Below are 24,250 nucleotides of genomic sequence, written 5' to 3' on the forward strand. Positions count from 1 at the left end.
CGCTTTTTCGCCTGTTTCTTGTGCCCTCGGTGTATTTCCTTGTCTCGGTGGCCTCGATAACGTTTTTCAATAGCCTGCTAAGCCTTAACGACAGATCGCACAGCGCTGCCAGAAGCAAACAAAGCCGGAGTGATGCCCTCACTCCGGCTTTGTATTTTATAGCCTTGCCCGCTGCCGCTCAGATCACCCCGGGGGCCAGATCGGGCCCGGCCTGCAGCAATGCCTGCAGGCGCTGCAGGCCCGTTTCCAGCTCCGCCAGTGTGGCGGGATGACTGAGGGCCAGACGGATACCGTGCGGTGCCGGATGGCGGCCGACCACAAAGCTGTCGCTGCCTTTGATCTCGACCTGAGCGACCATGGCCTGCTGCACAAACTGGTGGGCCAGCCAGGGTTCAGGCAGCGGCAGCCAGGCGTGCTGGGCACCGGCACTGTGCTCCAGCTGCCAGCGGCCGAGATACTGCGCCGCCAGTTCACGGCGTTTGTGCATAGCATCCCGCTGACGCTGCAGCAACCTGACGGCTTCACCGTTCTCCAGCCACTGGCACACCACCGCTGTGAGCAACGGGCTGGTCATCCAGCAGTCGGCGCGGAACGCTTCCTTGACCCGCTCCAGCAGTGCGTCCGGCACCACCAGACTGCCCACCCGGATGCCCCCGGACAGCGCCTTGGAGACACCGCCGATATGCACCACCCGCTCAGGCAGCAGGGATGCCATGGTGGCGGGGCGCTGCTCAGGCAGCCAGCCGTTGATATCGTCTTCAATCACCCACACACCGTAACGCTCACAGATGGCCAGTAAGGTCTGCCGCCGTGCCAGACTCTGGGTACGGGTGGTGGGGTTCTGCAGGGTGGGGGTGCAATACAGCAGCCGTGGCCGGCGTTCCTTGCACAGCTGCTCGAAGGCCTCCGGCTGCGGGCCTTCATGATCCATGGGCACCGCCTGTACCTTGAGGCTGAGTTTGCGTGCTGTTATCAGCAGACCGGGATAGGTCAGCTCCTCGGTCAGGATCAGATCGCCCGGCTGGGTCATGGCCAGTAGTGACAGCATGATGCCGTGCTGGGCGCCGCTGGTCAGAAACAGCCGGGAAATATCCGGCTGCAGGCCGATACGCTGCAGCCATTGCAGATAGCCCTCGCGGTGGGCAGGCAATCCTGCCTCTTCGTGATACTCCATCAACTGGTCAAGATCGGTATGACTGAAGACCTGCTCCAGTGCCTGACGCAGTGGCCCGGCGCGCTCATCGGGGACCGGAATATTGATGCCCAGATTGGCCCAGCCTGCTTCACGGCGGCTGATCTTCCAGCTGGCCTGTGTCAGCTGTCCCTGTAAGCGGACAAAGGTACCGCTGCCCACACGGGCTTCCAGCAGACCGCGACGCTCGGCTTCGGCGTAGGCACGGGTGATGGTGCCGACCGTAACGCCGAGCCTGTCTGCCAGCGCCCGATGAGTGGGCAGGCGGGTGCCCACTGGCAGTGTGCCACTGGCAATATCCAGCTGTAGCGCATCGGCAATGGCCAGATAGCGTGGGCCGGTAAAGACACTTAGGTCTGGATTCCACATTGTCATGGTGACAATAAAACCGTTGACGGAAATTCAGGCGCTATTATGCTCTAAAAATCGAGACAATCAATGAATAATCAAAAATTGTATCGATACAAAGTGGCAGTGTCCCTGTTCTGGCTGCATTGTCACCCTGCTGATCATCTGTCGCGCTGTGAGAATCTATCATGTCCAGTTTGCCGTTGTTTTCATCTTCGCTGGCCAGTGACATCGGTTTGCCGTTGCTGACCTTTGCCTTCCTGACGGCCGGTACACCCGGCCCCAACAATATGATGCTGACCGCCTCCGGTGCCCGCTTTGGCTGGCGCCGCACGGTGCCGCACATCTTTGGTATTTTCTGCGGACTGGCGGTGATGATCGCCCTGAGCGGGCTGGGGCTGGCACAACTGTTTATCGTCTTCCCGGCCTGTCAGTGGCTGTTGAAACTGGCAGGTGGCGCCTATCTGCTGTGGCTGTCTTACAAGTTATGGACGGCCAAAGCCGGCCACAGTGCCTTGCCCTTTCTTGACCGGCCGATGCGCCCTCATGAGGCGGCGCTGTTTCAGGGCGTCAATCCCAAGGCCTGGATGATGGCTACCACCATCATCAGTCTGTTCGCGGTCAAACCTGAGCAGACGCTGCAGGTGACGGTCATGGCGATTGCGGTGTTCTGCATGGTGGGCTGGGTAACGGGCAGTGCCTGGACTCTGCTCGGGCAGAGTATTCGTCACTGGTTGCAGGACCCCCGGCGTGAGCGCTGGTTCAATCGTGCGCTGGCGGTGCTGATGGCAGGCTGTGTGGCCTGGTTTATGAGTTGATGGCGCAGCAGACAAAGGAGTAAGGGCAATGCGGACACTGGGTATTTTGGGTGGCATGAGCTGGGAGTCGACGCAGGTCTACTATCAGGGCCTCAACCGTGGCGTGCGGGAAGCGCGTGGCGGCCTGAGTTCAGCCCCTCTGTTGTTGCACAGTCTGGAGTTCAGCCAGCTGGCAAGGTGGCAGCATGAGGGCAACTGGCAGGCTATCGCCACGACGCTCGGACAGGCGGGGCAGGGGCTGCAGGCGGCGGGCGCTCAGGCCCTGGTGATTGCCACCAATACCATGCACAAGGTCGCTGGCCAGGTGCAGTCGATGCTGGATATTCCGCTGCTGCATATCGGTGATGCTATCGGTCAGCGTCTGCAGCAGCAGGGCATTGGCCGGGCAGCGCTGCTGGGCACCCGTTTCACCATGGAGGACGGCTTCTATCAGGCCTTCTTCAGTGAACACTACGGCATTGAGCTATGTGTACCCGCGGCAGCAGAGCGGCAGGAAGTGCACCGCATCATCTTTGAAGAGCTGTGCCAGGGCATGATGCTGGAAGAGTCGCGTTATCGTCTGGATCGCTGTCTGGCTGAGCTTGCAGACAGCGGTGCCGAGATGGGCATTCTGGGCTGTACTGAACTGGGCCTGATTCTGCCCAAGTCAGCTTATCTGCCTTTGCTGGATACCACCGCAGCCCATATCCAGCAGGGGCTGGCCTTTATGCTGGATCTGCCCCGGGTCGCGCACTCATGAGCGGTATCTGGCTGGCCTGGGCGGCGTATCTGCTGCTGATCGTCAGCCCCGGGCCAAGCAATATGGCGATAGCACTGCTGGCGATGCAGCGTGGGCGACGGCAGGCGGCGATCTTTGCTGCAGGGGTAATCACTGGCTCCTTCAGCTGGGCCTTGCTCAGTGCCAGTGGGCTGGCGAACGTGCTGCTTGAACACGACACCTTGCTTCTGCTGCTGCGCTATCTGGGTGCGGCCTATCTGTTGTGGCTGAGTGCGCGTGCTACACGCTCACTATGGCGAGGCACTGACGTGGCCAGTGCACCCATCATGGCCGATGCAGGCTGGCGGTTGTATGGCCGGGGCCTGCTGATGCACCTGACCAATCCCAAGGCAGGCTTTGGCTGGCTGGCGATTCTCACGCTGGCCTTACCGTCACTGACAGCACCGTCACAGTTGCTGGTGGTATTGCTCGGCTGTGCGCTGCTGGCCATCGGTGTATTTGGTGGCTACGCCCTGCTGTTTTCCCGCCCTCAGGCGCAGGCCGCCTACCAGCGCTGGCGCCGCAGCTGTGATGGTGCGCTGGCATTGGTCTGTGGGCTGGCGGGAGTGCGGTTACTCTTTGCTCGCTGATATGCGTTTCGATCTGCACAAAAAACCACGCCAGGCTATGCCGGGCGTGGTTTTTTTATCTGGCTGACGGAGGGAAGGAAGCCTCCGTCTGTCATCAGGCTTACAGGTTGTAGCCGCGCTCGTTGTGCTCGGCCAGATCCAGGCCCTGCGCCTCGGCTTCTTCGCTGACACGCAGACCCATCAGTGCATCCAGCACTTTCAGGATGATGAAGGTGATCACAGCGGTATACACCACGGTGAAGGCAACACCTTTAACCTGAATGAAGAACTGTGCAGCGATGTCTTCCACGGTACCGAAGCCACCCAGTGAAGGGGCTGCGAAGATACCGGTCAGCAGCGCACCGACGATACCGCCGATACCGTGTACACCGAAGGCATCCAGAGAGTCGTCATAACCCAGAGCACGTTTCAGGGTAGTGGCGGAGAAGAAGCAGATCACGCCAGCCGCCAGACCGATGATCAGGGCGCCAACGGGGCCAGCAGTACCCGAAGCCGGGGTAATGGCGACCAGACCGGCAACCACACCTGAGGCAATACCCAGTGCGCTGGGCTTACCATGAGTAATCCACTCGGCAAACATCCAGCCCAGTGCCGCCGCCGCAGTGGCGATCTGAGTGACCAGCATGGCCATGCCGGTGGTGCCGCCTGCAGAAACCGCGGAACCGGCGTTGAAGCCGAACCAGCCCACCCACAGCATAGCCGCGCCAGTCAGGGTGTAACCCAGGTTATGGGGAGCCATGGGGGTTGAGGGATAACCTTTGCGTTTACCCAGTACCAGCGCAGCGACCAGACCGGCAACACCGGCGTTGATGTGCACAACGGTACCACCGGCGAAGTCCAGTACACCCCAGTCCCACATCAGGCCACCGTCACCGCTCCATACCATGTGGGCAATGGGGGCATAAACGAAGGTGAACCACAGGCCGGAGAACACCAGCATGGCAGAGAACTTCATGCGCTCAGCGAACGCACCGACGATCAGTGCCGGGGTGATGATGGCGAACGTCATCTGGAAGGTGATGAACACGCTTTCCGGAATGGTGCCAGTCAGGCTGTCAGTGGTCAGGCCGCTGAGGAAAGCTTTGCTCAGGCTGCCGAAGAAGGAGTTGAAGTTGGTCACGCCCTTTTCCATACCGTCGGTATCGAAAGCCAGGCTGTAACCGTACAGCATCCACAGAATGCTGATCAGGCCGGTGATGGCAAAACACTGCATCATCACTGACAGGACGTTCTTGGCGCGCACCATGCCACCGTAGAACAGGGCCAGACCGGGGATGGTCATCATCAGCACCAGTGCGGTGGAGGTCAGCATCCAGGCGGTATCACCGCTGTTGGCCGTGGGGGTATCGGCAGCCATCGACAGGCTGGGGACGAGCAAGGCAGCTAAGGCGCCTAGCCCGGCGACTTTACGCAGAGTCATGGTGGATCTCCTGGGCAATTGCGTCATGGAAGAGGTCATGGATCAAAGAGCGTCTGGGCCGCTTTCCGCGGTACGAATGCGGATGGCCTGCTCCAGATTGACGACAAACACTTTGCCGTCGCCGATCTTGCCGGTATTGGCTGCCTGGCAGATGGTTTCCAGCACGCTGTCGAGCAGACTGTCATCGACGGCGATTTCCAGTTTGATCTTGGGCAGGAAGTCCACCACGTATTCGGCACCTCGATAAAGCTCGGTGTGTCCTTTCTGTCGGCCAAAGCCTTTGACTTCGGTGACCGTCAGGCCCTGAATGCCAATGTTGGACAGGGCTTCGCGGACATCGTCAAGCTTGAACGGCTTGATGATCGCCGTAACCAGTTTCATGGGAATCCTCCCGGGTTCATGAGGCTGGATTAGCCGGGTGTGGCGGCCTTTACTCCCTGGTCGCGGCACCCATTCCTGCGTGCATGGTCAGTGTCCCTGCCGAGTCTTGCAGACTGATGACTCAGCCACGGAGACCGATTGGGTAAGGATGATGCACGTCCGTTTTTGCCCGGCCGCTCACATCATCGGTGCACGGTAATAGAGGTATAGCAGAAACCTTGCCATCTTGACGCAGGCCACGAACGGCGCGCACTACAGCGCTTTTTACGGGGATCGGTGAAAAACCGGTAGCACGAAAACGGGGCGTGGCTCTGGTTTGCAGTGATTTGTTTTGGTGCGGATGGGCGGGCAGTGATGCGAGCGGGCAGGTGGTATTGTTGCGTTTTGTAATTGCCTGTCCGCAGAAGCGATCTCGCTACCGCGCTTTGTGCATGGAAGTAGCACGAAGTCATGAGCGATTGAGGGGTGCATAGCGGGTTGCACCATCACAGTGCCAGACCGTTGTGCTGTCTGACACTGTTGTGCTGTTTGACTCCGTTGCTCTGTTTGACGCTGTAGCTCTGGGGGCGCCGTTACACTGCCAGACGCTGCAACACCTGGGTCAGGTCGGCAATAAGGTCTTCCGGTGCTTCAAGGCCAATGGACAGACGGAAGATGCCCTGACCGGCATAGCGCAGATAATCGTCGCGATCCGTGCCGGGCAGACCGAAGGTCGAGGCCATCATCTCTTCGGTATCCAGCAACACGACGATGCTGCGCTGATGACCAAGGGAGAAGGCGTAGTGGATGACCTGCAGATGATCGGCCAGCAGGTGGGCGCAGGCCTGTGGATCGGCGACCTGAAACGTCAGCATGGCGCCGAAGCTGCGCATCTGGCGGCTGGCCAGAGCATGCTGCGGGTGGCTGGGCAGGCCGGGGTAACACACCTGGGTTATCTGCGGATGCTGTTCCAGAAAGCGTGCAACCTGCAGGGCAGAGTCAGCGGCGGTGCGGATACGCGGGTAGAGGGTATCGATGCCGCGCATGATCTGCCAGGCATTCTGCGCCGACAGTGAAGCGCCAAAGTAGACACCAGCGCGGGCGCGAATGCGGGCGATCAGGGCTTTGCTACCGGCAACACAACCGCCCAGCGCGTCGCCATGACCGTTCATGAATTTGGTCAGGGAATGAATGGTCAGATCCGCTCCCAGCTCGGTAGGCCGCGTCGCGACCGGTGTGGCCAGTGTGGAGTCGACCGACAGCAGGGCGCCGTGGGCATGGGCCAGCTCTGCCAGTGCTCCGATATCACACAGACGCAGCAGCGGGTTGCAGGGAGACTCTGCATGCAGCAGGCGGGTATTGGGGCGAATGGCTGCTGCCACCTCATCCAGCCGTGACAGGTTGACCGCCGAAACCTCAATGCCGTAGTCGGGCAGAATGCGGCGGGCCAGTTCGTTGGCGCCGGCATAGCAGACATCGCTGATCAGCAGGTGATCGCCGGCCTTGAGAAAGGTAAAGAACGTCGCGGCGATGGCGGCAAGGCCAGTGGCTGTCGCCAGTGCTGCGGGGCAGTACTCCAGCGCGGCGACCCGCTGTTCCAGCTGGCAGACAGTCGGATTGGTCCAGCGTGCATAGAGAAAGGGCAGGTCAGTCAGGTCTTCCACCCCTTCGGCGGAAAAGGCACCGTCACCGGGTTTGAGGGTGTTGTTGACCGACATGGAGATATTGGGGGCGATAGCGTGGGTACTGGGATCGATGATCAGGCCGCCGTCCAGTGCCAAGGTTTCGTCATGCCATTGGAAAGGGGTGGACGGTGTACTCATGATTGCCAGCTCCGTATCGCGTGGGGAAATGCTGCTAGCTTAGGCCTTTGCCTTGCGGCTGAGCGGTAATAGAAGGCAGTCGTGAGCGGAAAGACTGCGCCAGTCCGTACCTTTATGCACAATGGGTGCATTTACATGCTTCAGTCTGAAACGCGGCCAGATTATCTGGGGGGGAGATGAACGATAACGCTATCGACGAGCTGGACCGGCAGATCCTGCAACGGGTGCAGCAGGATTGTCTGCTCAAGAGTGAGGTGATCGCCGCAGAGATCGGGCTGTCGGCTTCGGCCGTACAGCGGCGGTTGAAACGGCTGCGCCAGCAGGGTGTGATCCGGGCAGAAGTGGCGGTGCTGGATAACCGTCAGCTGGACCGTCTGATGACCTTTATTGCCGGGCTGGAAATCGAGCGGGAGAACTATTCGGCGATGGACCGCCTGCGCCGCTGGGCAGATCAGCAACCCGCCATTCAGCAGCTTTACTATGTCACCGGTGCGGTGGATCTGGTGGCCATCATTCTGGCCCGTGATGTCGAAGAGTATGACCACCTCACTGCCGAGATTATGGCCAATAACCCGGAAATACGGCGTATTACCACGAATGTGGTGCTGAACAGCCTGAAAACCGGCAGTCAGCTACCGATCGCGGGTCTGGCCGGAGAGAAGGCCGGTTGAGTGGGCTGTCTGTCACAGACGCGGCAGAACATGCGGAGATAAAAAAGCCCGGTCAGCTGACCGGGCCCGGGAACAAAGGGGTTATCAGCCTGCTGCGGTCGTGGCCAGCACCGGCTGTTCACTTTTGCTGATGCTCAGGTAGAGGCCCAGAACCAGCCCCAGCACACCCAGTCCGGCGATGTAATAGGTCGGTGCCAGCGGGTTGCTCTTCAGCAGCAGGGTCACTGCCATGGGCGTCATGCCGCCGAAAATGGCGTAGGCCACGTTGTAGGAGAACGACAGGCCAGTAAAGCGCACCGCGGCAGGGAAGGATTTCACCGCAACGGCCGGTACCACGCCGGTCAGGCCCACAAAGAAGCCGACAATCACATACAGGCCGATCAGATGAGTGGCATCGTGCAGGACGGTGGAGAAGAACACCCAGTAGCTGATGCCCATCCCGGCACTCCAGATGGCCAGAATCGGGCCGCTGCCAAAACGATCAGCCAGCGCGCCAGACACCAGACAGCCGACGATAACGGCGATGATGGCCAGACTGTTGGCGATCAGGGTGGTTTGGGCACTGAGGCCTGCCAGCTTTTGCAGCAGGGTGGGCGTCATCAGGATGGTGACGACGACTGCACCGGTCAGAATCCAGGTCGCCAGCATGGAGACGATGATGCCGCCCTTGTGGTTACGCAGGATGGTTTTCAGCGGCAGTTCTTCCGCCAGCGTCTTCATTTCCTGCATTTCGGTAAAGATGGGGGTTTCATGCAACCAGCGGCGCAGATACATGGTGACAAAGCCCAGTACACCGCCCAGCAGGAAGGGAATGCGCCAGCCAAATGCGGCCAGCTCTTCGGCGTTGTAGACGGCATTGATAATGGTGGCGACCACTGAGCCGAGCAGAATACCGGCGACCAGACCGGCAGACAGGGTGCCGCAGGCAAAGTTGGTGTGGCGGGCAGGAACGTGCTCGGTCACGAATACCCAGGCGCCGGGCGCTTCGCCACCGATGGCGGCACCTTGCAGCATACGCAACAGCAGCAGGGCAATGGGAGCCCAGATACCAATGCTTTCATAGGTCGGCAGCAGACCCATGGCCAGCGTCGGGCAGGCCATCAGCATGATGCTGAACATGAACATTTTCTTCCGGCCGAGCAGGTCGCCGAAGTGTGCCATGATCACGCCACCCAGCGGGCGAGCAATATAGCCTGCAGCGAAGATGCCGAACGTCTGCACCTGACGCAGCCAGTCGGGCATGTCAGCGGGGAAGAACAGTTTGCCGACGACGGCGGCAAAGAACACGAAAATCACGAAGTCATAGAATTCCAGGGCACCGCCAAGAGCGGAGAGTGACAACGTTTTGGCATCCTGCCGGGTAAGAGCGCGCGGGGTGGCTGGGGCGGAGGCATACTGGCCCGCAGCACGGCTTGGCTTGTTCATTTAATGCTCGCAGATCACAAGAACACGGATGATGTTTCAGTTCACAGGTGGCAGTAAAACAGACCGGAGGGTTTATTGTTGTAGGTCGCCATACGTTGGTATGGTCGCCTGTTCATGAGGATCCCAGGTCAGTCGGGATGGCCGGCGGGTCGTGGGCGGCTGGTTTTTCTGTGGCCTGCACACGCTCTTACTGATGCAAGGTTCGCCTGCATTTCCTGACCAACTGGGCAGCCTTTGATGGCTGACTGTTTCTGTCGGGCATCAATTATGCCTAAAGTTCTGCAATTGTATACGGTGAGACTGAATCTTGGCCGCTAAGGCAGTCCTGACGTGGCGTGAAGATGTTTTGACAGGCGTTCAGGCGGCCCGGCGCCAGCCACAAGCTGACCACAGGGTAGAATGCTGGCGGTGCAGAAACGAAAACGCCAGTCTGCGTGCGACAGACTGGCGTGGGCAACGGTGCAACTGGCTGCTAAACGGGCAGCTGATCAGGCCGCTCGACGCGGGCGCGCAGGATATCGCGGAAGTCGTCAGGGTTTTTCATGTAGCTGCCATCCGGATTGATCTGCTCCAGACGCGATAGCCAGAAACGCATGGCGGCGGTCTGCAGCATCAGCGGCCAGACTTTCCGCTCATCATCGGTGAAGGGGCGTTCCGCCGCATAGGCTCTGAGCAGGGCATCAAGCATATCAGCATGCCAGTGACCGCCGCCGGCACTGCACCAGTCGTTGGCGACAATGGCCAGATCGTACAGCCAGTAGGTGTTGCTGGCGTTGTAGATATCAATGATGGCGGTCATCTCGCCTGCATGGAACAGCGCATTGTCGTGGAACAGATCGCCATGGATCACGCCTTGCGGCAGCGACAGTTCACCGCGCTTTTCCTGTTCCAGCAGTTGATCGAACGCGGCCACGGTCTGCAGCATCAGCTCTGCATCGGCAGCACTGAGCTGACGGGCCCGAATCGCTGACTCACGACGCCACCAGTACACCCCACGATGGGCCTGACGGGTCATGAAGAAATCGGCACCGGCCTTGTGGAAACGCGCCAGATAACCACCAATCACCGCACAGAATTCTGCTGTCAGTTCACCACGTTGCAGGTGCTGACCGAGAAAACGCGGCAGAATCAGGGCCGGGCGGCGATTGAGCACATGCAAAGCGATGCCATTGCGATCCTGATAGGGCGCGGGCACCGGAATACCGGCCTTGGCCAGCCAGGTGGTGAGTTCGACAAAAAAGGGCATTTCCTCTTCGCGCACATCTTCAAACAGGGTCAGCACGTACTCGGTATGCTGGCCCTGCTCATCGACAAGGGTGACAAAGAAGTTGGTGTTTTCCACACCGCCAGCGATGCCTTCGAGTCTGACCGCTTTGCCGAGATCAAACGGGGCAAGAAATTGTTCCAGTTCTGCAATTGTGACGGGGGTAAAAACAGCCATGCCTGCTTCCGCTTACCACTGAAAAATAACCCATTGAGGAATACGCAGGCGTGAATGATCGCTTTCGACCATGCCTTTGCCCTCGACCGGGACCAGATAATAGGGTTTACCGTGCTTCGGCACCACTTTGATTTCGACTACAGCACCGTTGACCCGGTACTCATAGAAGGTTTTGTCTTCCTGATGGGAGATGATGATCTGTGGTTCGTTATCGTCTTCTGCCAGCGCCGGAAGTGAGGGCAATGCGGTCAGGGCCAGCAGCCCCGCCATGATCCAGTTACGCATAATTCCGTCCTCTTGAGTAAGGCGGGTAATTGACCGCCTTTCCTTTTGTCCCTGTCAGGGATTGCTTATGATGTGGCCCTTGTTCACGCAACACCGCTCTCCGTTACTGTCATCCTGGCAGTGATGGCACACCGAGCTGTCTGCAGCCTTGTGCCTTTCAGCCTCTTGTGGCGACGTTGTTCGCGCCTCAATGAGCTGTCTGGAGCCTGAAAGCTACTGGATACCGCAAGGGTTACAGCAAGTCTCATGCCGGTGCGTGATTTTCAAACGAGGAATGCACTGGGCGCTCCTCCTTACCTGTTTTAACGGAAGGCCTGTACATGACTGATACCGAGCACAAAGCGCCGCTTATTCTAGTGGATGGCTCTTCTTATTTATACCGGGCCTATCATGCACTGCCACCGCTGACCAACAAGGCGGGTCAGCCCACGGGGGCGATCAAGGGTGTGCTGAGCATGCTCAGATCGCTGCGCCAGGCCTATCCTGATTCTTTAACCGTGGTGGTCTTCGATGCCAAGGGCAAGACCTTCCGTGATGATCTTTATCCTGAGTACAAGGCACACCGGCCACCGATGCCCGATGACCTGCGCAGCCAGATCGAGCCCTTGCATCAGGCCATTCGCGCGCTGGGCTATCCGCTGCTGGCGATCAGTGGCGTAGAAGCCGATGACGTGATCGGCACGCTGGCCACTCAGGCCTGGCAACTGCAGCAGCCCACCGTGATCTCCACAGGTGACAAGGATATGGCGCAGCTGGTCAATGAGCATGTGACGCTGGTCAACACCATGACCGATAGCACGATGGATATCGAAGGGGTGAAGGAGAAGTTCGGTGTTGCCCCTGACCGCATCATCGACTATCTGGCACTGATGGGGGACAAGGTCGATAACGTCCCCGGTGTCCCCAGTGTTGGTCCGAAAACGGCGGTAAAGTGGCTGAGCGAGTTTGGCTCTCTGGAGCAGATTGTGGCTCAGGCTGACAGCATTAAGGGCAAAGTGGGTGAGAAGCTGCGCGAGTTTGCTGACCAGCTGCCCCTGTCCAAGCAGCTGGTCACCATTCGCTGTGATGTGGAGCTGCCCCAGCCGCTGACTGAACTGGTCATGCTGGAGCCGGAGGTGGAGTTGCTCAAGTCGATGTATGCCGAGCTGGAGTTCCGTGGCTGGCTGAAGGAGCTGGAGCAGGGCAAGGCGATAGCACTGCCGGAAAGCGCTGTCGACAGCCCGGTAACGGCCATGCCCAGCTTCCCTGTGGAAGTGCAGTATCACACGGTGCTGGATGAGGCCACGCTGGACAACTGGCTGACCAGGCTGGCTGCGGCCGAGGTATTTGCCTTCGATACCGAAACCACCTCACTCAATTACATGGAAGCCGAGCTGGTGGGGCTGTCGTTTGCCATCACGCCCGGTGAAGCGGCCTATGTGCCGCTGGCACATGATTATCTCGGCGCGCCGGATCAGCTGGATCGGCACACCGTGCTGGCCAGATTGAAGCCATTGCTGGAAGACGCCAGCAAGGCCAAGGTCGGGCAGCATCTGAAGTACGACATGAGCGTGCTGGACCGCTATGGCATTGCCCTGCGTGGCATTGTGGATGACACCATGCTGGCTTCCTATGTGCTCAACAGCACGGCCACCCGTCACAATATGGACGAGCTGGCCAGCTTCTATCTGGAATATAAGACCACCTCCTTCGAGGATATCGCCGGTAAGGGCGTCAAACAGCTGACCTTCAATCAGATCGAGATGGAGAAGGCATCTCCCTATGCCTGCGAGGATGCTGATATTACCTTGCGGCTGCATCAGGTGCTGCAGAGTAAGCTGGCAGGCGTACCTACTCTCAAGACCCTGCTGACTGAGCTGGAATTACCGCTGGCACCAATCCTGTCGGCGATTGAACGCACCGGTGCGCTGGTGGATGAAAAGCGCCTGCATCAGCAGAGCGAGCAACTGGCCAAACGACTGCAGGAGCTGGAGCGTGAAGCCCATGACATGGCGGGCGAACCGTTTAATCTCGGCTCCACCAAACAGCTGGGTGAAATCCTGTATGGCCGTATGAATCTGCCGGTGCTGAAGAAGACGCCCAAGGGGCAGCCTTCCACCGCCGAGGAAGTGCTGGTCGAGCTGGCGCTGGATTACCCGCTGCCCAAGCTGATTCTGGAGCACCGCAGCCTCAGCAAACTGAAGTCGACCTATACCGATAAGCTGCCGGAGATGATCAATCCCCGCACCGGACGGGTACATACGTCCTATCATCAGGCCGTCACGGCCACCGGGCGGCTGTCATCGTCGGACCCCAATCTGCAGAACATTCCTATCCGTAGTGAAGAGGGGCGGCGTATTCGTCAGGCCTTTATTGCTCCTCAGGGCTACAAGCTGATGGCGGCGGACTATTCGCAGATTGAGCTGCGCATCATGGCGCACCTGTCGGATGATGCCGGCCTGCTGGCGGCCTTTGCCCATGGCGATGATATTCACAAGGCCACTGCCGCCGAAGTGTTTGGTGTGGGTCTGGAGCAGGTCAGTGCTGATCAGCGTCGCAGCGCCAAGGCCATCAACTTCGGCCTGATCTACGGCATGTCAGCCTTTGGTCTGGCCAAACAGCTGGGTATTGGCCGGAATGACGCGCAGCTCTATATCGACCGCTACTTTGCGCGTTATCCCGGCGTGAAAGATTACATGAACCGTACCCGCTCCGAAGCGGCTGAGCGGGGTTATGTCGAGACACTGTTTGGGCGTCGCCTGTATCTGCCGGAAATCAAATCCAGCAATGCCATGCGTCGTCAGGGCGCGGAACGTACTGCCATCAACGCGCCTATGCAGGGCACTGCTGCCGACATCATCAAACGTGCGATGCTGCAGGTGAATGCGTGGCTGCAGTCCTCCGGACTGGATGCGCGCATCATCATGCAGGTACACGACGAACTGGTGCTGGAGGTCAGGGAAGAGCAGGTCGACGCTGTGAAAGCGGGTCTGCAGCAGGCCATGTCCGCGGCGGCGGAGCTGAAGGTGCCGTTGCTGGTGGAAGTCGGCGTGGGGGATAACTGGGACGAAGCCCACTAATGATCCGGATTTGGCATCGTCACTGTGCCGGATAAAACAAAGGGGCTGATGATTCAGCCCCTTTTCGTCTCTGTACCGGACGCCCTTTGGGTCGCCGTGCAGTGTCATTCCGCAGCGACAGTATCCGCTTCGCTGCTGTCTTCCTGTGGGCCCAGCAACCAGTTGTCCAGCTGCAGTGCCAGCTGCTCCACACCGGTCTTCTTCAGGGATGAGAACACCTGAATGGTCAGCAGGTCTCCCATGCGCTCACCCAGTTCACGTCGCAGTTTGGCCAGCAGTGACATGGCCGGGCCACGGTTTACCTTGTCGGCTTTGGTCAGCAGGATGTGCAGGGGCATCTGTGCATCGACACACCAGTCGACCAGAATCTGGTCAAACTCGGTCATCGGGTGACGGATGTCCATCAGCAGCACCAGACCTTTCAGGCTCTGCCGGTCAGCCAGGTAGTCGCTGATATGAGCCTGCCAGTCCAGTTTCATCGCTACTGGCACCTTGGCATAGCCGTAGCCGGGCAAGTCCACCAGAAACAGGGGAGTGGCATCAGGGCCCTGCGGGTTCTTCAGGCTGAAAAAATTGATCAGCTGGGTACGGCCAGGAGTTTTGGAGGTGCGGGCCAGCTTGCTTTGCTGGGTCAGCGCATTAATAGCGCTGGATTTGCCTGCGTTGGAGCGCCCGGCAAAGGCTACCTCAGCACACTGGTCGGTCGGGCACTGGCTGACCTTGGCGGCGCTGATGGTGTAGCGGGCAGTGTGATAATTGACGCGAGAAGAATACATAGATTTGATCGAACTCAAGCTGGCCGCGGAATGCCGGGGCTAAGTCATTCCAGTTAGTAGGGGCATTAACTATAATGCCGAAATTTTCCGGTTGCTGACAGGCAGCCAGCAAAGTACAGGGCATATTACCTCATTTGTCCTGTTCTGGCCCGAAAATGGCGATTACTTGGCGTTATTGGAAAGGCTTCGCTATAACTTCTGAACAAGTGGATTTAGCTAATAAAGACACAAACTTCCGCAAGGAACGGATTGGTCCATGAATAAACTACTGATTAGCTTGTTGATGAGTGCGGGTATTGCTGGTGTGGCGCATGCTGACGGTGATGCCAAGGCAGGACAGCCACTGACCGCGATCTGCGCCGCCTGCCACGGTGCCGACGGCAACTCCATGGCACCTAATTTCCCCAAACTGGCTGGCCAGGGCGAGGAGTACCTGCTCAAACAGATGACGGACATCAAGGCCGGCACGCGACAGGTGCCTGAGATGACGGGGCTGCTTAACAACCTCAGTGATCAGGATATGGCCAATGTCGCTGCCTATTTTGCATCGCAGAAGGTCGCTCCGGGTGCTGCCAAGCCTGAGCTGGCTGAGTTGGGAGCCACTATTTATAGTGCCGGTATTGCCGACAAGGGCGTCCCCGCCTGTCAGGCATGCCACTCACCGACGGGTTCCGGCAATACACTGGCCAGGTTCCCACATCTCGGTGGCCAGCATGCCACTTATACCGAAACTCAGCTGAAGAACTTCCGGATCGGCGCACGTAATAATGATCCGAGCATGATGATGCGGGATGTGGCAGCGCGCATGAGCGATGCGGAAATCGCTGCTGTCGCCAGTTACATTCAAGGCTTGCGGCCAGCAGAATAAGCTTGAAACATTTGCATAAGGCAGCCTCACGCTGCCTTTTTGTATTATGGCCATTCGTATGGGGCCGGAACTTCCGCAAAGGATGCTGGTCTCAGCATTCAATGGTGATAGCATGCGGCTTCGCCATACTCTCTTGACGCCAGGCCTGCTCAGGGTACTGCCACGAATTATCCAGATCGGAGATCGCTTATGTTGAAAGCAGTGAAAGCTGTCCTTGTCGCTCTGTGCCTGTTGCCACTGGCTGCCATGGCGGACGAGACGTTCGAGGCCGGTAAGGACTACCGCGAACTGACCACGCCCATGCACACGGCTGATCCCAGCAAGATCGAAGTCATCGAATTTTTCAGCTACGGCTGCCCTCACTGCAATGCGTTCGATCCGATGATCACCCCCTGGAGCAAGCAGCTGGGTGACGATGTGCAGTTCGAGCATGTCCCTGTGGTGTTCCACAAGTCCTGGGATCCGCTGGCCCGTGCTTACTATGTGACCACTGAAATGGGCGTAGAGGACAAGGTTCACACAGCGATTTTCAACGCTATCCATGTGCAGAAAGAAAACCTGTTTACCGAAGACAACATGGTCGACTTCATGGGCAAGCAGGGGCTGGATAAAGAGGCCTTCCGCAAAATGTATGAGTCCTTTGCCACCGATATGCGTCTGAAAAAAGGCGACAGTCTGCTGCGTGGCTACGGCGTTAACGGTGTGCCGGCACTGGTGGTGAACGGTAAGTATGTGATTGAGCCCACTGGTGATGACGCTTTCAACAAGATGTTGAAGACGGCTGACTTCCTGATCGCCAAAGAGCGCGCTGCCAAGAACTGAATTGCCCGCCGTTGATGGATGTCAGGGATATGCGTATCCCTGGCATCTTTGCTTGAATACAGCCTTGTTTAAATCCAGTAAGCTTTCCCCTATTGCTGGGATTCTACCTATCTTCGCCCAACTAAGCGGGCGTAACTGGGAAGGTGTGCTTTGAGCAACACGGAACAAGACTGGAAAAGTCGTTACTATGATCTGCTCTCCGAACTCAATGAGTCGGAGCTGGGCGCAGAGAAAAAATTACAGCTATTCACTCTGCTGGTCCGTAAGCTTGCCCAGCGTCTGGCGATGCAGCAGCGCCAGTCTACCCTTTGGGATGCTCTGCTCAAATCATTGCAGGACGTGCCCGATGCCCCTGCCCTTGAAGCCTGGCTGGAAAAGGTCGATGCCCCCCTGGCCATGCACCTTGTTGATGAAGAACCGCCTGCGGCTCCAGCTCCTGCGATAAGTAACGGCCAGGACGTATACGAGCGTCTGCGCCAGTGGCTGCTGGAGCAAGTGCAGCCAGTGATGTCCGAGCTGAAGGAACATCCCAGTCTGGCGGATCTGCTTGAGCAGCTACAGCAGCAGGACTCACCGGATCTGCTGGAGAAAACCCTGCAGAACCTGCTGTTGGTGCTGTTTGAGCAGCTGGGGCGGCAGAATGAAGAGCTGGTCGATTACCTCAAAGACCTCAACAAGCACTTGCAGGTCGTGCAACGTTTCGTCGACAGTGCCCGGGTTCACCAAGATGAATCGGAGCAAGACGTATTGGCGTTCACCGAGCTAATGCAGAACAATATGGGTAACCTTCGTGAGCATGTGCGTCAGGCCGAATCACTGGAGTGGCTGAAAAAGCAGGTTGATGGTCGCCTGCAGGAGCTGCATTGCCACGTCGAAGACTATCGTGTGGCGCAGGATCAGCGTGCTGAAGTATGGAAGGCACGTTACCAGGAGATGCAGTTGCGGATGAAGCGGCTGAGTGCTGAACATCAGCGCCTGCAGGAGCAGGTAGAAGTACAGCAGCAGCGCATGCAGACCGATGCCCTCACGGGGCTGCCGAACCGGGTGGCCTATGAGTTACGTATGCAGCAACTGCTGCTGGCGGCACATCAGAATGGCCAGCCTTTTGCTTTACTGGTGGCGGATCTGGATCATTTCAAAACCATTAATGATCAGTATGGCCATCTTGCGGGTGACAAGGTGCTGAAGGTGATCGCCAAAACCCTGCGGTCCCAGCTGCGTCGTGAAGATATGCTGGCCAGGATCGGTGGTGAAGAGTTTGTCTTCCTGTTGCCTGGGTTGTCTGTAGCCAATGCGGCACAGGTGGCTGAGAAGATCCGGGTGGCGGCAAGTAGTACCGGATTCCATTTCCGTGGTTCACGCGTACAGATATCCCTGTCTGTAGGGGTGGCCACACATCGTAGCAGCGATACCGCTGCCCAGCTGTTCGAGCGCGCCGATCAGGCGCTGTATAAGGCCAAACGCAGTGGCCGCAATCAGGTCTGTGTCGAGTCAGGCACAGACAAGCCCGCCCGTAGCAGGTAGAATCTGCCCGTCTTTCTTCACGAGCCTGTCGTGTCTTGCCAGTGACAAACGCCTAACCCGTTGAATCACTTTTCTTTTCAGGCTGTCTGCGGTCTGTCCCTGGCACACTCTACCCTTTAAGGAACCGGCCCAGGTGATACGTTTACTGCGCATTTTTACGATTATCCGGGTGATCGCCCAGTATCGGCTGGATGACTTTATCCCTCTTCCCCATCTGCCCTGGTATATGAAGCTGGGGATATGGATGCTGCCGTGGCGCTGGTACCAGAACGAATTGCCGCGCGGTGAGCGCCTGCGCTGTGCGCTGGAGGAGCTGGGGCCGGTATTCGTCAAATTCGGTCAGGTGCTCTCCACCCGCCGTGATCTGTTGCCCAATGACATTGCCGACGAGCTGCAGAAGTTGCAGGACCGAGTACCACCTTTCCCCGGGGATCAGGCACTGCGCATTATCGAAGCCTCCCTTGGCCATGCCATCAGTGAGGTCTTCACTTCTCTGGATATCAAACCACTCGCCTCTGCATCCATCGCTCAGGTACACGCTGCGGTACTGCATACCGGTGAGCAGGTCGTGGTAAAGGTCACCCGTCCGGGCATTGCCAGCGTTATTCGCAAGGATGTGGCGCTGATGATGGCCATGGCGCGCATGGTCGCGCGTTTTTCCAGCGATGGTCGGCGTCTGCGACCAGTGGAAGTGGTGCGTGACTATGAACGTACGCTGTTTGATGAGCTGGATTTACAGCGTGAGGCGGCCAATGCGGCCGAAATCAGACGCAACTTCGACAACTCAGAAAGCCTCTATGTGCCGCAGATTTACTGGGAATATACCCGTAAGCACATCATGGTGATGGAACGTATCAGCGGCATTCCGGTGGCTGATATCGCTGCCTTGCGTGATCAGGGCATCGATTTTCGCAAGCTAGCCGAGCGGGGGGTGGAGATCTTTTTCACGCAGGTGTTCCGCGATAACTTCTTTCATGCCGACATGCATCCGGGCAATATTTTTGTATCCCGCGAGCATCCGCATAATCCTCAGTACATTGCCATTGACTTCGGTATCGTCGGCTCACTGACGCCAGAGGATCAGCAATATCTTGCACGCAACCTGCTGGCCTTCTTCAAGCGCGACTATCGCCAGGTAGCGCAGCTGCATGTGGATTCCGGTTGGGTGCCTGCCAATACGCCCGTGCACGATTTTGAGGCGGCAATACGCACCGTTTGTGAGCCGATTTTCCAGAAGCCACTGAAGGATATTTCCTTCGGCCATGTCCTGCTGGGGTTATTTCAGACCGCGCGCCGTTTCAATATGGAAGTGCAGCCACAGCTGGTTCTGCTGGAAAAAACCCTGCTGAATATTGAAGGCCTGGGCCGCCAGCTTTATCCCGAGCTGGATTTGTGGGCGACCGCCAAACCCTTCCTGGAAAACTGGATGAAGGAGCGTGTCGGGATCAAAGGTCTGTACAAGCGCAGTCGCAAAGAGCTTCCTGACTTACTGGATCAGTTGCCCCAGTTGCCGCAACTGACCCTGGATGCGCTGCAACAGGTACGACGTCTGGAGCAGACCATGAAAGAGGCCTCTGCTGTATCAACTGGTCAGCGGTCACCACTGCGCATCGGACAAAAAATCGGTGTTGCGGGCATCGCTATGGCGGCCGTCACCCTGTGGCAGGGAGGCTGGCAATGGTTGCAGCAGGGGCCAGCCTCCGCCTGGCTGGTACTGGCTCTGGGTTTGGCACTGTTGTGGCAGAAGTAACTAAATAGTCTGAGTGGCAGTGATACGGTGACCGGAACTGAGCACCGGTATCAGGGTCAAAGCATGCGAGAGGTGCATCATGAGTGACGAATGGTTGAAGCAGGTTAAATGGAACGAGGACGGTTTGGTGCCTGCCATTGCTCAGGATGTGCATTCGGGTCAGGTACTGATGATGGCCTGGATGAATCCGGAGTCGCTGGCTCTGACCGTCGCTGAAAAGCGTGCTATCTACTGGTCACGTTCACGGCAGAGGCTGTGGCGTAAAGGCGAGGATTCCGGTCATGTGCAGCACCTGCATGATTTACGGCTGGATTGTGACGGTGACTGCATTCTGATGAAGGTTGAGCAGGTGGGTGGTATTGCCTGCCATACCGGGCGCCAGCATTGTTTCTTCTATGCACTGCAAGATGAGCAGTGGCAGGCCGTCGATGAGGTTCTGAAGGACCCTCACGCCATCTATAGCAAGGCGGGCGAATAATCACATTCGCTGGCATGGAAAGTGAATAGCTTACTAAGTGGAATGACTATGAACGACATCCTCAAGCAGCTTGATGAGGTGCTGGAAGCGCGGAAAGGCGTACCTGCTGACCAGTCTTACGTTTCCTCCCTGCATCACAAGGGATTGAATAAGATTCTGGAAAAGGTAGGTGAAGAAGCGACGGAGACCATTATCGCTGCCAAGGATGCCAAACTGTCCGGTGATACGGCGGAGGTGGTCTACGAGACGGCGGATCTGTGGTTCCATTCTCTGGTGATGTTGTCACATTTGGGCGTGTCATCCGATGCGGTACTGCAGGAGCTGGCCCGACGCTTCAACCTTTCCGGCCTGACTGAAAAGGCGCAGCGTACTCAGGGCGATTGAGATGAACAACGGCGGGCTGGAGACAGGGTTGCAGCAGGACAGCTGCCCCTTCTGCGCCATTGCAAAGGGGTTGGCCCCGGCGACCATCGTCTATCAGGATGATGAGGTTTTGGCCTTCAGGGACCGGAATCCAAGGGCGCCTGTTCATATTCTTGTCATACCCCGACGGCATATTGCCAACCTTTATGAGATCAGCGAAGATGACCAGCACCTTTTAGGGCATCTGATGCGGACTCTGCCGGTCATCGCCCGCTCCCAAGGGCTGATGCAAGGCTTTAAAACACAGATCAATTCAGGCAGCGCAGGAGGACAGGAAGTATTCCATCTCCATGTGCATCTGACAGGTGCCCCTGCCTGAGTCCAACTAACGGAGCGCAGTAATGCTTAGTGGTATCAGTATTTGGCAACTCATCATCATCCTCGGTATCGTCGTTCTGTTGTTCGGAACCAAGAAACTGCGCAATATCGGTTCTGACCTGGGCAACGCTGTCAAAGGCTTCAAGAAAGCAATTAACGACGGTGATCAGGAAAAAACTGACTCTTCCCGCCTGACTCACAAGGATGCTGACTTCAGCCAATCCGCTGATCTGAGCAAAACCAAAGATCAACACAAGGACGCCTAAGAGCCTTCATGTTCGATATCGGTTTTACTGAACTGCTCGTTGTGGGAGTGGTGGCCCTGTTGGTGCTGGGGCCAGAGCGACTCCCGGTAGCAGCCCGTACTGCCGGACTCTGGATCGGACGTATCAAGCGTATGGTTCAGAATGTCCAACGGGAAATCAACGAAGAGCTGCGTGTAGAAGAAATGCGTCAGCAGGCGGAAAAAAACCGTGAACATCTGGCCAAGTTCCAGCAAGACTTGGCCGGAATGTCCAAGCCGGATGCCGCGGTGGCTGAACCTGTCACAGCGACAACACCTCCAGCCACTCCCACCGATTCATCCGCCTCTTCCACTGCAGCCCCCTCCGATTCCAGCAAAGTGACTGCAACCAAACATGACTGATCCCAATCAGAGCGCCTCTGGCGAGATGCCGCTGATCTCCCATCTGGTGGAGCTGCGTAATCGCCTGTTGAGAGTCGTGGCAGTGGTTCTGGTGATCTTCCTCTGCCTGTTCTATTTCGCCAACGATCTCTATCACTATGTCTCGGCACCCCTGCGCGATATGTTGCCTCCGGGCTCCAGCATGATCGCAACGGAGGTCGCCTCTACCTTTCTGGCTCCTTTTAAGCTGACTCTGGTGCTATCCATACTGGTCGCAATGCCGTTCATCCTGCATCAGGCGTGGGCTTTTATATCCCCGGGGCTATATCAGAGTGAGAAGCGGATTGCACTGCCATTACTGGTGTCCAGTATTCTGCTGTTTTATGCCGGTATGGCGTTTGCCTACTATGTGGTGTTCCCCCTTCTGTTCGCCTTCTTTACGACCACAGGCCCTGCCGACGTGGCGGTAATGACGGATATCAACAGCTACCTCGACTTTGTCCTGAAGCTGTTTTTTGCCTTCGGTGTGGTGTTTGAGATCCCGGTGGCCATCATTCTGCTGGTTAGCTCCGGTATTGTGACACCAGCGGATCTAGCTGCTAAACGCCCATACATCATTGTGGGTTGCTTCGTAGTAGGTATGCTGCTGACTCCGCCGGATGTCATGTCACAAACCCTGCTGGCGGTGCCGATGTGGATGCTCTATGAAGTGGGTCTGGCGTTTGGCCGCATGATCAAGGTCAAGCAGAAAGAAGATGATGAAGATGAAGTTGTCGATGAGGACAGCAACTCTTCCCCTAACCCGCAGTAAGATATATCCCTGACAAAAAACGCCGCTCCTTGCGTAATGCTGTTCGGTTAAGGCTTGCCGCCTCCCAAGGGCTTTAAGAAAATCCGGTATTCTTCATTGGATACCGGATTTTTTGTGCCTATTCAGCAGACACTGCTCGCTATTGACGAGCTCCACTCCTTCACCGACCTCAGTACTTTCGCCCAGCATATCCCCGTCGAGTGGATAGAGTCGGCCCTCCACCTTTCCAGTCAGGCAACCATCCGGCGTCGCCGACTGCCCGGCGAGCAAGTGCTCTGGCTGGTGTTGGGTATGGCACTGTTTCGGAATGAACCGGTCAGCGAAGTGGCCCGGCGCCTGAACATCTGTGCGCAGGGACTGGCCAATGACGCCCTACTGGCGCGCAGCGGGATTTCGGAAGCCCGGCAGCGCCTGGGAGCCGACCCGGTAGAGTGGCTGTTCAAGCGCACCGGTCAGCATTGGGGGCTTGAACGTTACCCCGAGGATGACTGGCATGGCCTGCAGGTACTGGCCGTCGATGGGGCTTTGCTGAGAACACCCGATACGCCGGAGCTGCACGAACATTTCGGTTCGGGGAACACCTCGACCAACCGCCAGACCCCTTTCCCGATGATGCGGCTGGTAGCCCTGATGAATGTGCGCTCGCATGTGATTTTGGATGCGCAGCTCAGTCCCTATCGGCGCAGTGAGCTCCGTTTGGCTGACGATTTCCTGACCCGGATACCGGATCGCTCGATTACCCTCTTTGACAAAGGCTTCTGGGGCGCCGATTTTCTGGTGCGGCTGGCATCTCAGGGAGAGCAGCGACACTGGCTGATCCCTGCACGCAAAGGCGTGGTGTCCGAAGAACTGGAACGCTACGGTGAACATGATCGCTTGCTGCGCATGAAGGTTTCGCCCCAGGCTCGCAAACGCAACCCTGCGCTGCCAGACACCTGGACCGTCCGGGCGGTGAGCTACGAGGTCAAGGGGAAGCTGAAAACTGTTTTTACCTCGCTACCGGCCGAGCAATACAGCGCGGCCCAGATCGCCGGACTTTACCAAGAGCGGTGGGAGATAGAGCTGGGTTTTAGGGACATCAAATCCTCGATGCAGAACAATGCCATCACCCTGCGCAGCAAGAAAGTCGAGCTGATTTATCAGGAGGTGTGGGGATGACTGCTGGCCTACAACGTGGTGCGGCGGGAAGCCAGCCAAGCAGCCGTGAGCCATGGTCGAGCGCCGTGTCAGATCCGTTTTAAACCGGCCTACCAGTATATTGCGGCGCAGTTGATCGTGATGGCGGCTGCGCAGCCGGTATCGAGAACAGGGGCAAGGCTCTCGGAACTGAGAGCGGGAGTGGCCAGTCTATTCCTGGATGACCGTCCTCGACCCTCAAGGCCGAGGGCGGTCAAGATTTCCAAAACCCGCTACTCAGTGAACCGTAAGGCTGCTCCGCTTAAGTGAACAGCATTACGCTCCTTGCGGCGTTTTTGCTTTATGCCGCTGGGGATTACGGCTGTAGTGTTCTGGAAGTCAGAAGTCAGAAGTCAGAAGTCAGAAGTCAGAAGTCAGAAGTCAGAAGTCAGAAGTCAGAAGTCAGAAGTCAGAAGTCAGAAGTCAGAAGTCAGAAGTCAGAAGTCAGAAGTCAGAAGTCAGAAGTCAGAAGTCAGAAGTCAGAAGTTAG

24 protein-coding genes and 1 pseudogene are annotated in these 24,250 nt (G+C 57.7%); 17 read left to right on the top strand and 8 right to left on the bottom strand.

Features of this window, described 5'->3' with window-relative positions; all coding sequences use genetic code 11:
• Window positions 1–178: 178 nt before the first annotated feature.
• The gene (locus tag WH50_RS01490; protein WP_110185726.1) at window positions 179–1,567 is read right to left on the bottom strand and encodes an aminotransferase-like domain-containing protein; all 1,389 of its coding nucleotides are present in this window, start codon (window positions 1,565–1,567) and stop codon (window positions 179–181) included.
• A 161-nt stretch (window positions 1,568–1,728) separates the two neighbouring features.
• Here WH50_RS01490 and WH50_RS01495 point away from each other — a divergent pair, with 161 nt between their 5' ends.
• The 3 genes from WH50_RS01495 to WH50_RS01505 are packed head-to-tail and all read left to right on the top strand — an operon-like array spanning window position 1,729 to window position 3,705.
• The gene (locus WH50_RS01495) at window positions 1,729–2,358 is read left to right on the top strand and encodes a LysE family translocator (protein ID WP_104152662.1); all 630 of its coding nucleotides are present in this window, start codon (window positions 1,729–1,731) and stop codon (window positions 2,356–2,358) included.
• A gap of 28 nt (window positions 2,359–2,386) precedes the next feature.
• Window positions 2,387–3,097 carry an aspartate/glutamate racemase family protein gene (locus tag WH50_RS01500; protein ID WP_110185727.1) on the top strand — a complete coding sequence of 237 codons (711 nt, stop codon included), beginning with the start codon at window positions 2,387–2,389 and terminating at the stop codon, window positions 3,095–3,097.
• On the top strand, window positions 3,094–3,705 hold the full coding sequence (locus WH50_RS01505) for a LysE family translocator (RefSeq protein ID WP_110185728.1): 612 nt from the start codon (window positions 3,094–3,096) through the stop codon (window positions 3,703–3,705). The genes WH50_RS01500 and WH50_RS01505 overlap by 4 nt, the downstream gene beginning before the upstream one ends.
• 100 nt (window positions 3,706–3,805) lie before the next feature.
• Here WH50_RS01505 and WH50_RS01510 read toward each other — a convergent pair whose 3' ends face one another.
• The 3 genes from WH50_RS01510 to WH50_RS01520 form a co-directional block, all read right to left on the bottom strand.
• The gene (locus tag WH50_RS01510) at window positions 3,806–5,125 is read right to left on the bottom strand and encodes an ammonium transporter (RefSeq protein ID WP_110185729.1); all 1,320 of its coding nucleotides are present in this window, start codon (window positions 5,123–5,125) and stop codon (window positions 3,806–3,808) included.
• A 42-nt stretch (window positions 5,126–5,167) separates the two neighbouring features.
• The gene (gene glnK, locus WH50_RS01515; RefSeq protein ID WP_104152657.1) at window positions 5,168–5,506 is read right to left on the bottom strand and encodes a P-II family nitrogen regulator; all 339 of its coding nucleotides are present in this window, start codon (window positions 5,504–5,506) and stop codon (window positions 5,168–5,170) included.
• A 572-nt stretch (window positions 5,507–6,078) separates the two neighbouring features.
• Window positions 6,079–7,308 (bottom strand): trans-sulfuration enzyme family protein, encoded by a 1,230-nt coding sequence (locus WH50_RS01520; RefSeq protein ID WP_110185730.1) that lies wholly within the window; start codon window positions 7,306–7,308, stop codon window positions 6,079–6,081.
• Between the two features lie 176 nt (window positions 7,309–7,484).
• On the opposite strand from WH50_RS01520, the gene WH50_RS01525 reads away from it, so the two are divergent.
• Window positions 7,485–7,979 (top strand): Lrp/AsnC family transcriptional regulator, encoded by a 495-nt coding sequence (locus tag WH50_RS01525; RefSeq protein ID WP_104152655.1) that lies wholly within the window; start codon window positions 7,485–7,487, stop codon window positions 7,977–7,979.
• 84 nt (window positions 7,980–8,063) lie between these two features.
• Here WH50_RS01525 and WH50_RS01530 read toward each other — a convergent pair whose 3' ends face one another.
• The 3 genes from WH50_RS01530 to WH50_RS01540 all read right to left on the bottom strand — a co-directional run bounded on the left by WH50_RS01530 (window position 8,064) and on the right by WH50_RS01540 (window position 11,130).
• Window positions 8,064–9,404 carry an MFS transporter gene (locus WH50_RS01530; protein WP_104152654.1) on the bottom strand — a complete coding sequence of 447 codons (1,341 nt, stop codon included), beginning with the start codon at window positions 9,402–9,404 and terminating at the stop codon, window positions 8,064–8,066.
• Window positions 9,405–9,876: 472 nt separating this feature from the next.
• The gene (locus tag WH50_RS01535) at window positions 9,877–10,845 is read right to left on the bottom strand and encodes a homoserine kinase (RefSeq protein ID WP_104152653.1); all 969 of its coding nucleotides are present in this window, start codon (window positions 10,843–10,845) and stop codon (window positions 9,877–9,879) included.
• Window positions 10,846–10,857: 12 nt separating this feature from the next.
• Window positions 10,858–11,130, bottom strand: a complete 273-nt coding sequence (locus WH50_RS01540; RefSeq protein ID WP_104152652.1) for a DUF2782 domain-containing protein — start codon at window positions 11,128–11,130, stop codon at window positions 10,858–10,860.
• Between the two features lie 320 nt (window positions 11,131–11,450).
• Here WH50_RS01540 and polA point away from each other — a divergent pair, with 320 nt between their 5' ends.
• Entirely contained in the window at window positions 11,451–14,189 is a 2,739-nt protein-coding gene (polA, locus tag WH50_RS01545) for a DNA polymerase I (RefSeq protein ID WP_110185731.1), read from the top strand.
• A gap of 104 nt (window positions 14,190–14,293) precedes the next feature.
• Here the strand turns inward: polA and yihA are convergent, their stop codons facing one another.
• Entirely contained in the window at window positions 14,294–14,965 is a 672-nt protein-coding gene (yihA, locus tag WH50_RS01550; RefSeq protein WP_110185732.1) for a ribosome biogenesis GTP-binding protein YihA/YsxC, read from the bottom strand.
• 256 nt (window positions 14,966–15,221) lie between these two features.
• On the opposite strand from yihA, the gene WH50_RS01555 reads away from it, so the two are divergent.
• From WH50_RS01555 to WH50_RS26530, 12 genes and pseudogenes are all read left to right on the top strand, one after another.
• On the top strand, window positions 15,222–15,833 hold the full coding sequence (locus WH50_RS01555) for a c-type cytochrome (RefSeq protein ID WP_110185733.1): 612 nt from the start codon (window positions 15,222–15,224) through the stop codon (window positions 15,831–15,833).
• Between the two features lie 189 nt (window positions 15,834–16,022).
• Window positions 16,023–16,655, top strand: a complete 633-nt coding sequence (locus WH50_RS01560) for a thiol:disulfide interchange protein DsbA/DsbL (RefSeq protein WP_104152648.1) — start codon at window positions 16,023–16,025, stop codon at window positions 16,653–16,655.
• A gap of 150 nt (window positions 16,656–16,805) precedes the next feature.
• On the top strand, window positions 16,806–18,179 hold the full coding sequence (locus tag WH50_RS01565; RefSeq protein WP_110185734.1) for a GGDEF domain-containing protein: 1,374 nt from the start codon (window positions 16,806–16,808) through the stop codon (window positions 18,177–18,179).
• Between the two features lie 133 nt (window positions 18,180–18,312).
• Window positions 18,313–19,929: a ubiquinone biosynthesis regulatory protein kinase UbiB gene (gene ubiB / locus WH50_RS01570; protein WP_110185735.1), complete on the top strand. Its 1,617-nt coding sequence runs from the start codon at window positions 18,313–18,315 to the stop codon at window positions 19,927–19,929.
• Window positions 19,930–20,008: 79 nt separating this feature from the next.
• Window positions 20,009–20,407, top strand: a complete 399-nt coding sequence (gene hisI / locus WH50_RS01575) for a phosphoribosyl-AMP cyclohydrolase (protein WP_110185736.1) — start codon at window positions 20,009–20,011, stop codon at window positions 20,405–20,407.
• Between the two features lie 48 nt (window positions 20,408–20,455).
• Entirely contained in the window at window positions 20,456–20,791 is a 336-nt protein-coding gene (locus WH50_RS01580; protein WP_110185737.1) for a phosphoribosyl-ATP diphosphatase, read from the top strand.
• Window positions 20,792–20,819: 28 nt separating this feature from the next.
• Window positions 20,820–21,149, top strand: a complete 330-nt coding sequence (locus WH50_RS01585) for a histidine triad nucleotide-binding protein (protein ID WP_243409947.1) — start codon at window positions 20,820–20,822, stop codon at window positions 21,147–21,149.
• 22 nt (window positions 21,150–21,171) lie between these two features.
• Window positions 21,172–21,414 carry a Sec-independent protein translocase subunit TatA gene (gene tatA / locus WH50_RS01590; RefSeq protein ID WP_104152642.1) on the top strand — a complete coding sequence of 81 codons (243 nt, stop codon included), beginning with the start codon at window positions 21,172–21,174 and terminating at the stop codon, window positions 21,412–21,414.
• Between the two features lie 8 nt (window positions 21,415–21,422).
• Window positions 21,423–21,794, top strand: a complete 372-nt coding sequence (gene tatB / locus WH50_RS01595) for a Sec-independent protein translocase protein TatB (protein WP_110185739.1) — start codon at window positions 21,423–21,425, stop codon at window positions 21,792–21,794.
• Complete coding sequence (gene tatC / locus WH50_RS01600) at window positions 21,787–22,584, top strand: twin-arginine translocase subunit TatC (RefSeq protein WP_104152640.1); 798 nt, start codon at window positions 21,787–21,789, stop codon at window positions 22,582–22,584. Before tatB ends, tatC begins: the two co-directional genes overlap by 8 nt.
• A gap of 120 nt (window positions 22,585–22,704) precedes the next feature.
• Window positions 22,705–24,030: pseudogene (locus WH50_RS01605) on the top strand (IS4 family transposase).
• A partial coding sequence (locus WH50_RS26530) for a hypothetical protein (RefSeq protein ID WP_207780131.1) occupies window positions 24,027–24,250 on the top strand: 224 nt, incomplete at its 3' end. The pseudogene WH50_RS01605 and the gene WH50_RS26530, both read left to right, overlap by 4 nt.

The organism is Pokkaliibacter plantistimulans (assembly GCF_003194385.1).
GTDB lineage: Bacteria > Pseudomonadota > Gammaproteobacteria > Pseudomonadales > Balneatricaceae > Pokkaliibacter > Pokkaliibacter plantistimulans.

Excerpts from the sequence above, each read along its gene's own strand:
- WH50_RS01490 (WP_110185726.1), bottom strand. The coding sequence starts at position 1,567 with ATGACAATGTGGAATCCAGACCTAAGTGTCTTTACCGGCCCACGCTAT.
- WH50_RS01495 (WP_104152662.1), top strand. The coding sequence starts at position 1,729 with ATGTCCAGTTTGCCGTTGTTTTCATCTTCGCTGGCCAGTGACATCGGT.
- WH50_RS01500 (WP_110185727.1), top strand. The coding sequence starts at position 2,387 with ATGCGGACACTGGGTATTTTGGGTGGCATGAGCTGGGAGTCGACGCAG.
- WH50_RS01505 (WP_110185728.1), top strand. The coding sequence starts at position 3,094 with ATGAGCGGTATCTGGCTGGCCTGGGCGGCGTATCTGCTGCTGATCGTC.
- WH50_RS01510 (WP_110185729.1), bottom strand. The coding sequence starts at position 5,125 with ATGACTCTGCGTAAAGTCGCCGGGCTAGGCGCCTTAGCTGCCTTGCTC.
- glnK (WP_104152657.1), bottom strand. The coding sequence starts at position 5,506 with ATGAAACTGGTTACGGCGATCATCAAGCCGTTCAAGCTTGACGATGTC.
- WH50_RS01520 (WP_110185730.1), bottom strand. The coding sequence starts at position 7,308 with ATGAGTACACCGTCCACCCCTTTCCAATGGCATGACGAAACCTTGGCA.
- WH50_RS01525 (WP_104152655.1), top strand. The coding sequence starts at position 7,485 with ATGAACGATAACGCTATCGACGAGCTGGACCGGCAGATCCTGCAACGG.
- WH50_RS01530 (WP_104152654.1), bottom strand. The coding sequence starts at position 9,404 with ATGAACAAGCCAAGCCGTGCTGCGGGCCAGTATGCCTCCGCCCCAGCC.
- WH50_RS01535 (WP_104152653.1), bottom strand. The coding sequence starts at position 10,845 with ATGGCTGTTTTTACCCCCGTCACAATTGCAGAACTGGAACAATTTCTT.
- WH50_RS01540 (WP_104152652.1), bottom strand. The coding sequence starts at position 11,130 with ATGCGTAACTGGATCATGGCGGGGCTGCTGGCCCTGACCGCATTGCCC.
- polA (WP_110185731.1), top strand. The coding sequence starts at position 11,451 with ATGACTGATACCGAGCACAAAGCGCCGCTTATTCTAGTGGATGGCTCT.
- yihA (WP_110185732.1), bottom strand. The coding sequence starts at position 14,965 with ATGTATTCTTCTCGCGTCAATTATCACACTGCCCGCTACACCATCAGC.
- WH50_RS01555 (WP_110185733.1), top strand. The coding sequence starts at position 15,222 with ATGAATAAACTACTGATTAGCTTGTTGATGAGTGCGGGTATTGCTGGT.
- WH50_RS01560 (WP_104152648.1), top strand. The coding sequence starts at position 16,023 with ATGTTGAAAGCAGTGAAAGCTGTCCTTGTCGCTCTGTGCCTGTTGCCA.
- hisI (WP_110185736.1), top strand. The coding sequence starts at position 20,009 with ATGAGTGACGAATGGTTGAAGCAGGTTAAATGGAACGAGGACGGTTTG.
- WH50_RS01580 (WP_110185737.1), top strand. The coding sequence starts at position 20,456 with ATGAACGACATCCTCAAGCAGCTTGATGAGGTGCTGGAAGCGCGGAAA.
- tatA (WP_104152642.1), top strand. The coding sequence starts at position 21,172 with ATGCTTAGTGGTATCAGTATTTGGCAACTCATCATCATCCTCGGTATC.
- tatB (WP_110185739.1), top strand. The coding sequence starts at position 21,423 with ATGTTCGATATCGGTTTTACTGAACTGCTCGTTGTGGGAGTGGTGGCC.
- tatC (WP_104152640.1), top strand. The coding sequence starts at position 21,787 with ATGACTGATCCCAATCAGAGCGCCTCTGGCGAGATGCCGCTGATCTCC.